Below are 13086 nucleotides of genomic sequence, written 5' to 3'. Positions count from 1 at the left end.
ACTTACGACTGTAAGATTGTCAATATGCCGACTTCCTCCACACGTCGACCGCTGAGCCGCGAACGGATACTGGAAGGCGCGATCCGGGTGGCCGACCGCGGCGGCGTCGAGGCGATCACCATGCGCCGGATCGCACAGGAACTCGGGGTGGAGGCGATGTCGCTGTATCACCACCTGCCGAACAAGGACGCGGTTCTCGACGGCGTGGTCGACGCCGTCTTCGCCGCGATCGACCTACCGAGCGGGGACTTCGAGGATTGGCGAGCGGCGATCCGTTCGCGCGCGCATTCCGCCCGCGCGGTGCTGTCCCGGCACAGCTGGGCACTCGGACTCATGGATTCGCGGCGCAACCCGGGCCCGGCGACCCTGCGGCACCACGACGCCGTCCTCGGCATCCTGCGGCGAGCGGGCTTCTCGCTCCCGATGGCGGCCCACGCGATCTCGCTTCTCGACAGCTACGTCAACGGGTACGCGCTGCAGGAGGCGAACCTGCCGATCACCACCCCCGACGACCTGGAGGAGGTGGCGGGCGGCATCCTCAACCAGTTGCCCACCGCGGAACTGCCCTACCTCACCGAGATGATCGTCGACCACGCCCTGCGACCCGGTTACGACCACACCGCCGAGTTCGATTTCGGCCTCGACCTGATCCTCGACGGCCTCGAATCACGTCGAGTCACGCAGTAACCACCAGTTCGACTACAGCACAACGGCTTTCACAGACATGCGCGGATACAGCCCGGCTGTACCCACGGATGCCATCGACAACAGCCCCGCATGCTCGGCCGAGGCACACACTCAGCTCGTCGACATCGCCGCGGTGAATTCGGTGAGGGCGCGGTCGTCGAACAGCACGAAGCGCACCTCGTCGACGGCCGTGTCGGCGGCACGCACTGTTTCCACGGCAATGCGGGCGCCGTCGTCCATCGGCCAGCCGTAGATGCCGGTGGAGATCGCCGGGAACGCCACCGTGCGAGCGCCCAATTCGTCGGCTACCCGCAGGGATTCGCGGTAGCAGGAAGCCAGCAGGGCCGAGCGGCCCTCGGTCGCCGACCAGACCGGGCCGACGGTGTGGATCACCCAGTGGGCGGGCAGCCGTCCGGCTGTCGTGGCCACCGCCTGCCCCGTCGGCAGGCCCATGCCGTACCGGGAGGCACGCAGGTCGCGGCACGCCGACAGGATTTCGGGCCCACCCTTGCGGTGGATCGCGCCGTCGACTCCCCCGCCGCCGAGCAGTGAGGAGTTCGCGGCGTTCACGACCGCGTCCACGTGCTGTTCGGTGATGTCTCCGCGTACCGCCTCGATCCGGGTCATACCGACATTGTGCTGGTCACGCGGATATCCCCGCTAGCTCATCGGGGGCGGCGTACCGTCGATGTCGACCTGTTGTCCGAGGCGTTCGAGCGAGGGAGAACCGCGTCATGCCGATGCCGACCGGCGAGATCGTACCGACCGAAAACGGGCGCGACCTGGTGATCACCCGGTCACTGGCCCTACCGATCGAACAGGTGTGGGGACGGTTGACCGATCCCGACCTGACCGCGGGCTGGTACGGCACCTGGGAGGGGGAACCCGGCGCCGGGAACATGATCCAGGTGCAGTTGCGGTTCGAGGACGGGCAGCCCTGGACCGAGATGCGCATCGACGACTGCACCCCGCCGGTGCGGCTGGCCGTGTCCTCGGCCGACCAGATCGGGCTGTGGCGCATGGAGGTGACCCTGCTCGACACCGGCACCGCCACCCAGGTGCGGCTGGTCCACCACCTCACCTCGGAGTACCAGCTCGCGGAGACCTCGCAGATCGGCCCGGGCTGGGAGTACTACGCGGACATGTTCGTCGCCGCCTGCACCAACACCGAACGACCCGACTTCGCCGACTACTACCCGGCGCTGGCCGACCACTACCGGGAGTAGAGACACGAACCGCCCCAGCCGAATTCACGGCCGGGGCGGTACACGGGTGAAGATCTACTCGTCGTCGAGCTCGGCGGCGACCTCGTCGGAGATGTCGACGTTGGTGTACACGTTCTGTACGTCGTCGCTGTCTTCGAGGGCGTCGATCAGCTTGAGCACCTTGCGGGCGCCCTCGGCGTCGACCGCCACCGACACCGACGCCTGGAAACCGGACTCGGCCGAGTCGTAGTCGATGCCCTTGTCCTGCAGCGCGGTTCGCACAGCGATCAGATCGCCGGGCTCGCTGATGATCTCGAAGGCGTCACCGTGGTCGTTGACCTCTTCGGCGCCGGCGTCGAGGACCGCGTCGAGGACGTCGTCCTCGGTGAGGCCGTTCTTCTCGAGGGTCACCACACCCTTGCGGGCGAACAGGTAGGACACCGAACCCGGGTCGGCCATGTTGCCACCGTTGCGGGTCATCGCGACGCGCACCTCACCGGCGGCGCGGTTGCGGTTGTCGGTGAGGCACTCGATCAGCACGGCGACACCGTTGGGCCCGTAGCCCTCGTACATGATGGTCTGCCAGTCGGCGCCGCCGGCTTCCTCGCCGCCGCCACGCTTGCGGGCGCGCTCGATGTTGTCGTTGGGGACCGACGACTTCTTGGCCTTCTGGATGGCGTCGTACAGCGTCGGGTTGCCCGCCGGGTCACTGCCACCCGTGCGAGCCGCCACCTCGATGTTCTTGATCAGCTTGGCGAAGAGTTTGCCGCGCTTGGCGTCGATTCCCGCCTTCTTGTGCTTGGTGGTGGCCCATTTGGAGTGGCCGCTCATGCCCTACTTCCTTCAGGTCGGTTGCGCGTCTGCCCGGGCGGACAAGCTCGAACCAGCCTACTCGTGCCCGCCACGCCGGTGGACGCGGAGGTTCACCCCGCCTTACGCACGAGGTCGACGAACAGCTCGTGCACCCGAAGATCACCCGTGACCTCGGGATGGAACGAGGTCGCCACGACATTGCCCTGCCTGGCGGCCACGATCCGGCCCTGCGCCGGACCGTTGGGCACCCGCGCCAGCACCTCGACGCCGTCACCGACTCGCTCCACCCACGGCGCGCGGATGAACACCGCGCGCACGGGCGTGTCGAGGCCGCTGAAGTCGAGGTCGGTCTCGAACGAGTCGACCTGGCGACCGAAAGCGTTGCGGCGCACCGTCATATCGATGCCGGACAGATGCTGTGCGTCGGGCCGGGTGTCGAGCACCTCGGAGGCGAGCAGGATCATGCCCGCGCACGACCCGAACGCGGGCAGCCCGTCGCGCAACCGCGCGCGCAACGGTTCGAGCAGGTCGAAGGCCTGCAGCAGCTTGGAGATGGCGGTCGACTCGCCGCCGGGCAGCACCAGCCCGTCGACGGCGGCCAGCTCGGACTCGCGGCGCACCAGCACCGGTGCGGCGCCGCAGTGGCGCAGCGCGGCAACGTGTTCGCGCACGTCACCCTGGAGTGCGAGGACACCGATCGTCGGCGTGGATGTTGCGTTCACAGCCGCTGAGCTTACGAGCCCGGCCGGTGTGGGCGCGCTCACGCCTCACGCGGCGTGCGGATGAGGCCTTCCTGCACGACGGCGGCGACCAGGTTGCCCTCGCGATCCCAGATCCGGCCGCCGGTGAGAGCGCGGCCGAAGCCCGCCGAGGGTGAGGACTGGTCGTAGAGCAGCCATTCGTCGGCGCGGAACGGGCGCAGGAACCACATGGCGTGGTCGAGGGACGCGTCCTGGGTCGGCACACCGGGGTGGGTCACCTTCGACGAGCCGAGCAGCGTCATATCGCTCATGTAGGCGAGGGTGCAGACGTGGAACATCGGGTCGTCGGGCAACGGGTGCCGGTAGCGGAACCACACCTGCTGCGGGGAGACGGTGCCTTCCCGGCGGGCGACCTGGTCCTGCGGGACCGTGCGGATGTCCCAGTGCTCCCATTCGCGCATGGCCCACAACCGTTCCGGGCTCAGCGTGGTCTTGGCGTCGGGCAGGTTCTCCGGGCCCTCGATGACCGGCATCACGTCCTGGTGCTCCGGGCCGACGTCGCCGCGGTGGAAGGAGGCGGCCATGGTGAAGATCGCCTCGCCGTCCTGCACACCGGTGACCCGGCGGGTGCAGAACGAGCGCCCGTCGCGGATGCGTTCCACCTGGTAGATGGTGGGAGCTTCCGGGTTGCCCGGGCGCAGGAAGTAGCCGTGTAGCGAATGCACCTGATAGGCGGAGTCGACGGTGCGCACCGCCGAGACCAGCGCCCGGCCCGCGACCTGACCGCCGAAGGTCCGCGTCAGCTGGGATTCCGTGGCCGCCCCACGGAAGATGTCGCGTTCCAGCCGCTCGACCTCGAGCGCCTCTTCGATTGTCGCCATGCGGACGAGATTATCGCTAGGCGGACCGCACGGTTTGTCCGGCTCGGCGGCGCGCGGCGGGAATTTGCTGAAATGGGGTGGTGCCGTCGTTCACCCCCGTCTCCCCCACCACCCTGGCCCGCCTGGTCGCCGAGCGGGTATCCGAGCTGCCCGGTCGCCGGGTGGTTGCCGTCGACGCCGCCGATGCCGCCGAACCGGTCACCTTCGCCCAGTTGGTCGCCGACACACTGAACGGGCAGGGCCGGTCGGCCGAGGTGGTGTCACTGCACGCCTTCGTCCGGCCCGCATCGCTGCGGATGGAGTACGGCCGAACCGACGAATGGTCTTATCGCACAGCATGGTTCGACTACGACGCGATACGCCGGGAGATTCTGGTCCCGCTACGGACCGCAGGGCGCTGGTTGCCCGCGCTCTGGGACGAGGCGGGCGACCGGTCGGCGCGGGCGGGCATCCGGACAGCTCCCGCCGATCTGGTGCTGATCGTGGCGGGCCCGATGCTGCTCGGCCGCGGACTCGACGTCGACCTGTCCGTACGGCTCGAGCTCAGCGCGCAGGCGGCACTGCGCCGCACCCCACCCGAGCACCGGTGGACCCTGCCCGCGCTGCGCGACCACGACGCCGAACATCCCGAGACCGCTACCTGGACGGTGCGCTGGGATCATCCGGACCGCGCGGCCCTGCGCACCGGCTGAAAACAGGCGAAAGCCCCGGCCGCACCGCGACCGGGGCTGCACGCCGCGCTATCAGGCGCAGGCGACCGACTGCTGGCCCAGGTTGGTGAGCATGGTGCACGCCCACGACTTCTGGACCTTCCACTTGCCGTCCTCGGCGACGAACGGCACGTCGACCACGTTGGTCTGGCCGTTGACGGTGAAGTTCGCCTTGGCGTTCACGCTGTCACCGAAGGAGGTCACCTCGGTGACCTGCACCTGGGCACCGGCGTCGCGGGCGGCGACGGCCAGGCGGTTCGGCAGCTCGGGGTCGGCCTCGCCACCCTGCACGAAGTCCAGCTTCTGCTCGTTGGGCACCGAGGGGTCCAGCGCGGTGTTGAGCTGGGCGTTGAGCTCCTCCACCGTCGGCACGGGGGGCAGGTCCGCGGCAGCGGCCGTGGTCGTGGCCGGAGCACTGGTCGTGGACTTGGCGGCGGGCTTGTCGCCCTTGTCGTCACTGCACGCACTCATTCCCAATGCGGCGACCACGGCCAGGCCTGCGATCGCCACACGTCCGGTCCTACGAAGCTTCATCCACTCGTCCTTTGCGTCGGGTCAACGGTTTTCGCCCTGTGGGCGCCAACGGCACGGTACCGGCGCCACACGACGCAGGCCACGGTGCCTCGGCCAGGACGCTACCCAGCGTTTTTGAGGAAAGTCTGAGACGTACCGGTACCGCGCTTGTGAAGGCCCCTTTCAGCGTAGGGCGAGCATCGCGTCGACGAGGCGGGCGTGGGTGTCGGCATCGGCGGCGGCGATGAGCCCGTGCGGGGCGGAATGGAGTGGTTGACCTGCTATTCCGGTGACGACGCAGCCCGCCGCGCGGCAGATTTCCACCGCGCTGGTGAAGTGGACGTTGTCGCGCAGGTCGCCGCCGGTGACATAGGCGGCGCGTCTGCCCGCCGCGACCCAGACCAGGGCGAGCGAGGTGGACAGCACGCGCGGGTGGAAGTCGGCGGCGACGCTGTCGAGCAGGCGGGTGGGTCTGGACCACGGCAGCGGGTTGTCGAGGTCGATGTCGATCAGGCGGCTGCTCGCGTCGGGGCGCAGGACGGTGTCGGAGCCGTCGTGGCGGCGGTACGCGTTCTCGCCCGAGGTCCAGAACACCTCGCCGGTGAACGGGGCGCCGACGGCCGCGGCGCGAACGGTGTCCCCGATGCGCAAGGCGACGTTCACCGCGACGAGCTGTGTGCCGACCGCGAAATTCCTTGTGCCGCAGAGCGGGTCGACGAACCAGGTGCGGTCGCTGCCCGGCGATCCCGTGGTGCCGGACTCCTCGGCGACGAACCGGTCGTGCGGTCGGGCCGCGGTGAGGACCTCGAGGATCGCGCGTTCGGCGGCCAGGTCGGTCTGGGTGGCGAAGTCGTCGCCCTCTTTGGCGTAGCGGGTGACCGGTGCGTGGAACGACGACCGGATCACCTGTGACGCGAGTTCTGTTGCGTGGATTGCGATTTCGACATCGGAGTGGTGCACCGTTCTCAGGCTACGGAGTCCGGTGACGCCCGGGGCCGGATCAGCGCGCCAGGTACACCGCGAGCCCGAGTCCGAGCACGCCGACGGTCACCCGCAGCAGGTTCGGCGGGATCACCTTCACTACCGGCGGCCCGCACCACCCACCGACGAGCGCCCCCATCGCCAGCCCGAGCGCCGCGAACCAGTGCACCGGCCCGAACATCGCGAAGCCGAGAGCCGCGACCAGATTCGCGATGCCGAGCAGGAAGCTCTTGAGCACCGATGCGCTCCACACGGATTCGGAGGTGCACAGCAGCATCATCGACAGATAGATCACGCCCGCACCGGCCCCGAAGTACCCGCCGTACACCGAGATCAGCAGGATCCCCAACGGCACGATCCACGGCGCGCTGAGCTCCCCCACATGCTTGCGGACCACCGGCTGCACCAGCAACGCGATCGACGCCGCCGCCACCAGGAACGGCACCACCACCTCGAAGGTCCCCTCGGGCGCCACCAACAACGCCAGCGCACCGAGCAACCCACCCAGCGCCGACAACCCCGCCCACCACACGAGCGTGCGCCCCCGCCCCGTGAGTTCGCGCCCCGAATTGGCGGTGGCCCCCACCCCAACGGCCACCATCGCCACGGTATTGGTCACATTCGCCGTCACCGGCGGCAACCCCACAGCCAGCAACGCCGGATAGGAAACGATCGACGCCATCCCGGTGACGAACCCGATCAACCCGGTGAAGAATCCCGCGACGACCAGCAAGAAGAAGTCGAGCACGGTCACAGACCGACTGTACGGTACGCCCATTCGGCAGTGCCTCAGGGGCGATCGCTGGCCCCTTCCGCTCACACCTGGACTTCCGAACACGTTCCGAATACGATGGATCCATGCGCACGTCAGGCCTACCCGCCCGGACCCGACGCTCCTCGGACCTGAGCAAACACTCCGCTGAGGTCTTCGCCGAGGCCGAGAACCATCCCGTCACGGTGACCCGCCGCGACGGCGAGGCGCTGGTGCTGATGTCGCAGCGCGAGGCAGAGGGGCGCGCGCGCCTGCTCGAGTTCGCCGCGCAGCTCATCACCGTCACCCTCGATGACAACGGCTCGCTCGCCGAGCGCATGTCCAAGGCATTCCCATGGATGCTCGCGCTGTCACCCGCCGACCGAGACACTTGCGCACAGAACCTCGTGGACGCCGCCCGCGCATCGTTCTCCACCGACCAGCCGCACCTCGCGATCGCCGAACTGACCTCCTGGAAGGAGACGGCAACCGCGATCGCCGCTGGATTGGGCAGTACGGACCTGGAGTGGCTGGACGGCGACGACACTGTCGAGCGTCCATAGTGGCGGCCGCCAAGAAGGGCGAGCTGGTCCCACGCCCCGCGCGAAAGACCGAGTACGAGATCCGATTCGCCACCGCAGACGCTCAGAAGGGCTGGCGGGATCTGGTCGCGACCATCCGCAACCCGATGGCGGAAGCGTGGGACTTCCTCACGCGCACACCGCTGTCCACGACACCGACCAACTACCCCCTCCGCGGTGAGCTGGGCACGATCTCACGCGGTGGAGCGCGGCACGAACGCTGGCAGCACAAGCCGACAGCGAAAGGCACCGCGCGCATCTGGTTCTACGTCCATGAGCACACCGTCTTCCTGGAACAGGTGCACACCAGCCACCCGAACGAAACGAAGTAGGCGTCGTTCTACGCAAATGGTGGGCGGCGCGTGATGCGCCGCCCACCGGGTTTGCTTGTGCCCGAAGGGATTACCAGCCGCGCTCGGCGAGGCGGTGGGGCTGGGGGATTTCTTCGACGTTGATGCCGACCATGGCTTCGCCGAGGCCGCGGGAGACCTTGGCCAGGACGTCGGGGTCGTCGTAGAAGGTGGTGGCCTTGACGATGGCGGCGGCGCGCTGTTCGGGGTTGCCGGACTTGAAGATGCCGGAGCCGACGAAGACGCCTTCGGCGCCGAGCTGCATCATCATGGCGGCGTCGGCGGGGGTGGCGATGCCGCCCGCGGTGAACATGACGACGGGCAGCTTGCCGGTCTGGGCGACCTCGCGGACCAGCTCGTAGGGGGCCTGGAGTTCCTTGGCGGCGACGAAGAGCTCGTCTTCGGACAGGGACGTGAGGCGGCGGATCTCGGCGCGGATGGTGCGCATGTGGGTGGTGGCGTTGGAGACGTCACCGGTGCCCGCCTCGCCCTTGGAACGGATCATGGCCGCACCCTCGGTGATGCGGCGCAGGGCCTCACCGAGGTTGGTGGCGCCACAGACGAAGGGGACGGTGAAGTTCCACTTGTCGATGTGGTTGGCGTAGTCGGCGGGGGTGAGGACCTCGGACTCGTCGATGTAGTCCACGCCGAGGCTCTGCAGGATCTGCGCCTCGACGAAGTGGCCGATGCGGGCCTTGGCCATCACGGGGATGGAGACCGCGGAGATGATGCCGTCGATCATGTCCGGGTCGCTCATCCGGGACACGCCACCCTGGGCGCGGATGTCGGCGGGCACCCGCTCGAGCGCCATGACCGCGACGGCGCCCGCGTCCTCGGCGATCTTGGCCTGCTCCGGGGTGACCACATCCATGATCACACCGCCCTTGAGCATCTCGGCCATGCCGCGCTTCACGCGGGCGGTGCCGACGGTTGATGTGGTCTCGGGCGTAGTCACGGCATTCTCCTGGGTCATGTGCACCTAACGGGCAGACTGTGTGGTCTCCTGCGATTCTAGGTGGCCGCCGAATCAGGGTTCATAGCCAGTCGGAGCCCACTGGACTGGTCGCGACCTGGGCCGATACCGCAGACCGCCGCATCTGGACCGGCTGCGGACCGCGCGGCGTGAGGCGACACACACGGTCCGTATCAGCGAATGGACCGGACCACCGGTTCGGTGTCGTCGGCGGCGGCGCCGATCGCTTCGGCGAGCAACTCGTCGAGGTGGTACGGGTATACCGCCTCGCCGGTGGCGTCGAGGGCACGGATGTCGGCGGGCGTGCACCAGCGGTGGTCGGTGATGGTGCGCCGTTCCAGCGCGGTGAGGTCGGCGGGCCGCCAGGCGAAATTGGGTGCGCGCAGGACGAAGAACAGTTCTTCGGAGCGGATGAGTTCACCGTTGAACGGGAACACCGCGACCCGCCGCCACAGCGGACCACGCAACGCGGCCGGGTCGATCCGCTGCCCGGTCTCCTCGTACACCTCGCGCACCGCCGTTTCGCGCAGGGTCTCCCCCGGTTCCACGCCGCCGCCGACGGTGAACCAGAACGCCACCTCGGGAACCATCGGGTCGTGCCCGCGCAGCAGCAGCACCCGGTCCTGTTCGTCGAGCAGCACCACGCGCGCCGAGGTGCGGGTGGTGTGCACCTCGAGCCCGGTGGACGCGGCCGGTGTCGCGCGTTCGGTGATCTCGAAATAGGTCGGCAGCGGCGCGGTACCGCCCAGGTGCAGCCAGCGCACGGGCCGACGGGTGCGCAGGGCGAGGGTGTCGCGCACGGCGTCGTTGTGGAACCGGCGCGCGATGAGCACCCTGGCCTCGGCGTCGGCCAGTTCGGCGACGAGCTGGGGTCGCAGCTGACCGATGTCGATCGTCGACAGCGCGGCCGAGAGCTGGTTCTCGATGGTCTCGCGGTCACCCCGGTCAGCGCGTTCGGCCCAGTCGGCCAAGGCGGCGAGCTGTCCCGCCCTTTCAGACCGCACCGGATCGGTGCTCGCCGGTCCCGCGATGGCCATGGCGACCGCGCGCGCGACCACCGCGCGCCGGGCCAGTGCCGCGTCGAGGGCCTGCCAGGACCGGTCCGAGCGCACGTGCAGCCGGTCGAGCCGGTTGGCGGTGGACGCCGCCCACACACCGAGCGCGAGCACGAACAGGGCGACCAGGCCGAGAACGAGAATCGCGGTCGCGGAGAAGGTGATCATCCGGCGGCCCGCACCCCGTTGTCACCGACGGTGACCGTCTCGTACACGCGCAGGATCTGTTCGGCGACCACCGGCCAGTCGTAGGCGGCGACCACCTGGGTGGCGGTGCGCACCAACCGGTCGCGGGTGTCGTCGTCGGTGAGCAGCGTGTCGATGGCCTCGGCCAGCGCTTCCGCGTCGCCCACGGGGGTGAGCAGACCGGCGCTGCCGTCGCGCAGTACGCGGCGGAAGGCGTCGAGTTCGCTGGCCACGACCGGCGTGCCCGCCGCCATGGCCTCGATGAGGATGATGCCGAAGCTCTCCCCGCCCAGGTTCGGCGCCACGTACACATCGGCGCTGCGCAGCGCGGCGGCCTTCTCGGCGTCGGAGACCTGACCGAGGAAGCGCAGGTGCCCGGCGTGAGGGCCCGCCTCGCGGCGCAGCCTGTCCTCGTCGCCGCGCCCGACGATCAGGATCTCCACGTCGGGATGTCGTTCGACGAGCGCCGGCAGGGCGGCGAGCAGCACGTCCATGCCCTTGCGCGGTTCGTCGTAGCGGCCGAGGAACAGCACCGTCTTGCCCGCGCGCGGGTAGCCGTCGAGCAGCGGGCCGCGCGCGAACGCCGACACATCGACCCCGTTGGGGATCTCCACCGCATCCGACCCGAGCGCCTCCACCTGCCAGCGCCTGGCCAGCTCCGACACGGCGATCCGCCCGCTGATCTTCTCGTGGTACGGGCGGAGCACACCCTGAAAAGTGCTGAGCACCAACGACTTCGTGGTCGAGGTGTGGAAGGTCGCCACGATGGGGCCCTCGGCGATCTTGAGCGCCAGCATCGACAGGCTCGGTGCGTTGGGTTCGTGGATGTGCAGCACGTCGAAGTCGTTGCTGTCGATCCAGCGGCGGATGCGCGTGTAGGCCATCGGCCCGAACGACAGTCGCGCCACCGACCCGTTATAGGGAATGGCGACCGCACGACCGGCCGAGACGACGAAGTCGGGCAACGGCGTGTCGTCGGATGCGGGCGCGAGCACGCTCACCCGGTGTCCACGCTCGATGAACACCCGTGCCAGCTCGACCACGTGTGCCTGCACGCCGCCGGGCACGTCGAAGGAGTACGGGCAGACCATGCCGATCTTCACCGCACGTCACCTGCCTTGGCCGCGGCGATCCGGGCCAGTCGTTCCGGCGACAGGTCTGCTTCCCACAGGGGCTGCAGCATGTGCCAGTCGGCCGGGTGCCGGGCGATGTTCGCCGCGAACTCGTCGGCGAGCAGCTGTGTCGTCGCGGCCACTCCGCCCGAGACGTCCAGCGGCGCACCGGCTTTCAGACCCCAGCCTTCGGTGCCGTCGGCCTCGGTGGTGAACCAGGCGTGCACCGGCATCAGCGCGGCGCCGGTCTCGATGGCGAGTTTGGCCGCACCGGCGGGCATCCAGGTGCGTTCGCCGAAGAAGTTCACCGGCACACCGCGGCCGGTGAGGTCACGTTCACCCATCAGGCACACGATCCGGTTCTGCCGCAACCGTTCCGTCAGTGGCACGAACGGTGGCTGTTCTCCGCCGGTCAGCGGGAACACTTCGAAGCCGAGGCTCTCGCGGTAGGCCACGAACCGTTCGAACAGCGATTCGGGCTTCAGCCGTTCGGCGACGGTGGTGAAGGTGTCGTAGTGCTGGACCAGCCACACCCCGGCCATGTCCCAGTTGCCGGAATGCGGCAGGACGAAGATGACGCCGCGCCCGGCTTCGAGGCCGGCGTCGACGTTTTCCAGGCCGTGGACGTAGTAGTCGATGGTGCTGTGGTCCATGCTGGGCAGCCGGAACGCCTCACGCCAGTACCGGGCGTAGGAACGCATGCTCGCCCGCATCAGGTCGTCGGGAACCTCGGCCGGTGCTACGCCGAGCACCCGGGCCAGGTTGCGGCGCAGCTGCCGCGGTCCGCCGTCCTTGGTCGCACGGTCGGCGCCGAAGTCGAAAGCCTTGCGCGCCAAGGATTCCGGGGCCGAACGGACCAACCGCCATCCCGCCGCGTAGCCCCAGTCGCTGAGCCGTTCGCTGATGGTCACGACGCCGTCTCCCCTGCCTGTTGTTGCGGCGCGGGCGGGATCACCGTGCGCGCGCCCGGCGAGTTGCGCACCGCGAGCACCCGCTGGAACACGGTGACGGTGCTGAGCACCGCCAGCACCCACATGGCCACGTACACCGCCCAGGTGAGCCAGCCGATGCCCCAGTGCCCGCCGATTCCGGTGAGCCCGGCGCCGACGAGCACGATCACCAGCCGGTCGGGCCGTTCGATGATCCCGCCGTCGGCCGACAGTCCGCTGGCCTCGGCCCGCGCCTTGGCGTACGAGATCACCTGCGAGGTGACCAGCACGATCAGCGTGGCGACGAACAGCTGCTTGCTGTGCTCGTGGTAGACCGCCCACCAGGCCAGACCGGCGAAGATCGCGCCGTCGGCCACCCGGTCACAGGTGGCGTCGAGGACCGCGCCGTACTTCGTGCCGCCGCCGCGGGCGCGCGCCATCGCACCGTCGAGCATGTCGAACATGACGAACAGCCAGATGACCATCGTCCCCCAGAACAGGTGACCGCTGGGAAACAGCGTCACCGCCGCGACGATCGTCGCGGCGGTGCCGATGAGGGTCATCGTGTCGGGGGTGAGCCCGGTCTTGACGAGCGCTTTGCCCAGCGGCGCAGTCGCTTTGGCAAACGTCTGCCGCCCGAAGAAGCTGAGCACGGTGT

General features: G+C 69.0%; 17 protein-coding genes. 5 read left to right on the top strand and 12 right to left on the bottom strand.

Annotated elements, in window-relative coordinates; translation table 11 throughout:
- Nucleotides 1–24: 24 nt before the first annotated feature.
- Nucleotides 25–687: a TetR/AcrR family transcriptional regulator gene (locus ACSVDM_RS01190; RefSeq protein ID WP_439262089.1), complete on the top strand. Its 663-nt coding sequence runs from the start codon at nucleotides 25–27 to the stop codon at nucleotides 685–687.
- Nucleotides 688–798: 111 nt separating this feature from the next.
- Here the strand turns inward: ACSVDM_RS01190 and ACSVDM_RS01185 are convergent, their stop codons facing one another.
- Nucleotides 799–1314, bottom strand: coding sequence for an O-acetyl-ADP-ribose deacetylase (locus tag ACSVDM_RS01185; protein WP_439262087.1), 516 nt, complete (start codon nucleotides 1312–1314; stop codon nucleotides 799–801).
- A gap of 107 nt (nucleotides 1315–1421) precedes the next feature.
- Here ACSVDM_RS01185 and ACSVDM_RS01180 point away from each other — a divergent pair, with 107 nt between their 5' ends.
- Nucleotides 1422–1913 carry an SRPBCC domain-containing protein gene (locus tag ACSVDM_RS01180; protein WP_067492943.1) on the top strand — a complete coding sequence of 164 codons (492 nt, stop codon included), beginning with the start codon at nucleotides 1422–1424 and terminating at the stop codon, nucleotides 1911–1913.
- Between the two features lie 54 nt (nucleotides 1914–1967).
- On the opposite strand, the gene ACSVDM_RS01175 is transcribed toward ACSVDM_RS01180, so the two are convergent.
- The 3 genes from ACSVDM_RS01175 to ACSVDM_RS01165 all read right to left on the bottom strand — a co-directional run bounded on the left by ACSVDM_RS01175 (nucleotide 1968) and on the right by ACSVDM_RS01165 (nucleotide 4287).
- Entirely contained in the window at nucleotides 1968–2723 is a 756-nt protein-coding gene (locus tag ACSVDM_RS01175; protein ID WP_067492941.1) for a YebC/PmpR family DNA-binding transcriptional regulator, read from the bottom strand.
- 92 nt (nucleotides 2724–2815) lie between these two features.
- The gene (pdxT, locus tag ACSVDM_RS01170; protein ID WP_439262084.1) at nucleotides 2816–3427 is read right to left on the bottom strand and encodes a pyridoxal 5'-phosphate synthase glutaminase subunit PdxT; all 612 of its coding nucleotides are present in this window, start codon (nucleotides 3425–3427) and stop codon (nucleotides 2816–2818) included.
- Between the two features lie 38 nt (nucleotides 3428–3465).
- Nucleotides 3466–4287 (bottom strand): acyl-CoA thioesterase, encoded by an 822-nt coding sequence (locus tag ACSVDM_RS01165; RefSeq protein ID WP_067636175.1) that lies wholly within the window; start codon nucleotides 4285–4287, stop codon nucleotides 3466–3468.
- An 80-nt stretch (nucleotides 4288–4367) separates the two neighbouring features.
- On the opposite strand from ACSVDM_RS01165, the gene ACSVDM_RS01160 reads away from it, so the two are divergent.
- The gene (locus ACSVDM_RS01160; RefSeq protein ID WP_439262082.1) at nucleotides 4368–4979 is read left to right on the top strand and encodes a hypothetical protein; all 612 of its coding nucleotides are present in this window, start codon (nucleotides 4368–4370) and stop codon (nucleotides 4977–4979) included.
- Between the two features lie 51 nt (nucleotides 4980–5030).
- Here the strand turns inward: ACSVDM_RS01160 and ACSVDM_RS01155 are convergent, their stop codons facing one another.
- From ACSVDM_RS01155 to ACSVDM_RS01145, 3 genes are all read right to left on the bottom strand, one after another.
- Nucleotides 5031–5531 carry a hypothetical protein gene (locus tag ACSVDM_RS01155; protein WP_067636177.1) on the bottom strand — a complete coding sequence of 167 codons (501 nt, stop codon included), beginning with the start codon at nucleotides 5529–5531 and terminating at the stop codon, nucleotides 5031–5033.
- A gap of 162 nt (nucleotides 5532–5693) precedes the next feature.
- On the bottom strand, nucleotides 5694–6470 hold the full coding sequence (locus ACSVDM_RS01150; protein ID WP_439262080.1) for an inositol monophosphatase family protein: 777 nt from the start codon (nucleotides 6468–6470) through the stop codon (nucleotides 5694–5696).
- Nucleotides 6471–6510: 40 nt separating this feature from the next.
- The gene (locus ACSVDM_RS01145; protein ID WP_067492931.1) at nucleotides 6511–7245 is read right to left on the bottom strand and encodes a sulfite exporter TauE/SafE family protein; all 735 of its coding nucleotides are present in this window, start codon (nucleotides 7243–7245) and stop codon (nucleotides 6511–6513) included.
- A gap of 104 nt (nucleotides 7246–7349) precedes the next feature.
- Here ACSVDM_RS01145 and ACSVDM_RS01140 point away from each other — a divergent pair, with 104 nt between their 5' ends.
- Complete coding sequence (locus tag ACSVDM_RS01140) at nucleotides 7350–7805, top strand: prevent-host-death protein (RefSeq protein WP_439262078.1); 456 nt, start codon at nucleotides 7350–7352, stop codon at nucleotides 7803–7805.
- Nucleotides 7805–8155 (top strand): hypothetical protein, encoded by a 351-nt coding sequence (locus ACSVDM_RS01135; protein ID WP_439262076.1) that lies wholly within the window; start codon nucleotides 7805–7807, stop codon nucleotides 8153–8155. Before ACSVDM_RS01140 ends, ACSVDM_RS01135 begins: the two co-directional genes overlap by 1 nt.
- Before the next feature lie 70 nt (nucleotides 8156–8225).
- Here ACSVDM_RS01135 and pdxS read toward each other — a convergent pair whose 3' ends face one another.
- The 5 genes from pdxS to pgsA form a co-directional block, all read right to left on the bottom strand.
- Nucleotides 8226–9146 carry a pyridoxal 5'-phosphate synthase lyase subunit PdxS gene (gene pdxS, locus ACSVDM_RS01130; protein ID WP_174550208.1) on the bottom strand — a complete coding sequence of 307 codons (921 nt, stop codon included), beginning with the start codon at nucleotides 9144–9146 and terminating at the stop codon, nucleotides 8226–8228.
- Between the two features lie 173 nt (nucleotides 9147–9319).
- Nucleotides 9320–10366: an NUDIX hydrolase gene (locus ACSVDM_RS01125; protein ID WP_439262646.1), complete on the bottom strand. Its 1047-nt coding sequence runs from the start codon at nucleotides 10364–10366 to the stop codon at nucleotides 9320–9322.
- Nucleotides 10366–11490, bottom strand: a complete 1125-nt coding sequence (locus tag ACSVDM_RS01120; RefSeq protein WP_225280565.1) for a glycosyltransferase family 4 protein — start codon at nucleotides 11488–11490, stop codon at nucleotides 10366–10368. Before ACSVDM_RS01120 ends, ACSVDM_RS01125 begins: the two co-directional genes overlap by 1 nt.
- The gene (locus tag ACSVDM_RS01115; RefSeq protein WP_067636185.1) at nucleotides 11487–12410 is read right to left on the bottom strand and encodes a phosphatidylinositol mannoside acyltransferase; all 924 of its coding nucleotides are present in this window, start codon (nucleotides 12408–12410) and stop codon (nucleotides 11487–11489) included. Before ACSVDM_RS01115 ends, ACSVDM_RS01120 begins: the two co-directional genes overlap by 4 nt.
- Entirely contained in the window at nucleotides 12407–13081 is a 675-nt protein-coding gene (gene pgsA, locus ACSVDM_RS01110) for a phosphatidylinositol phosphate synthase (protein ID WP_067636187.1), read from the bottom strand. Before pgsA ends, ACSVDM_RS01115 begins: the two co-directional genes overlap by 4 nt.
- Nucleotides 13082–13086 lie beyond the last annotated feature (5 nt).

The organism is Nocardia sp. JW2, assembly GCF_051843015.1.
Lineage (GTDB): Bacteria > Actinomycetota > Actinomycetes > Mycobacteriales > Mycobacteriaceae > Nocardia > Nocardia coubleae.
The sequence above is the reverse complement of the archived record's forward strand: the minus strand, read 5'-3'. Positions and strand labels throughout refer to the sequence as shown.

Coding starts and splice junctions, on each gene's coding strand:
- ACSVDM_RS01165 (WP_067636175.1), bottom strand. CDS start 4,287: ATGGCGACAATCGAAGAGGCGCTCGAGGTCGAGCGGCTGGAACGCGAC.
- ACSVDM_RS01155 (WP_067636177.1), bottom strand. CDS start 5,531: ATGAAGCTTCGTAGGACCGGACGTGTGGCGATCGCAGGCCTGGCCGTG.
- ACSVDM_RS01140 (WP_439262078.1), top strand. CDS start 7,350: ATGCGCACGTCAGGCCTACCCGCCCGGACCCGACGCTCCTCGGACCTG.
- ACSVDM_RS01180 (WP_067492943.1), top strand. CDS start 1,422: ATGCCGATGCCGACCGGCGAGATCGTACCGACCGAAAACGGGCGCGAC.
- pdxS (WP_174550208.1), bottom strand. CDS start 9,146: ATGACCCAGGAGAATGCCGTGACTACGCCCGAGACCACATCAACCGTC.
- ACSVDM_RS01190 (WP_439262089.1), top strand. CDS start 25: ATGCCGACTTCCTCCACACGTCGACCGCTGAGCCGCGAACGGATACTG.
- ACSVDM_RS01175 (WP_067492941.1), bottom strand. CDS start 2,723: ATGAGCGGCCACTCCAAATGGGCCACCACCAAGCACAAGAAGGCGGGA.
- ACSVDM_RS01185 (WP_439262087.1), bottom strand. CDS start 1,314: ATGACCCGGATCGAGGCGGTACGCGGAGACATCACCGAACAGCACGTG.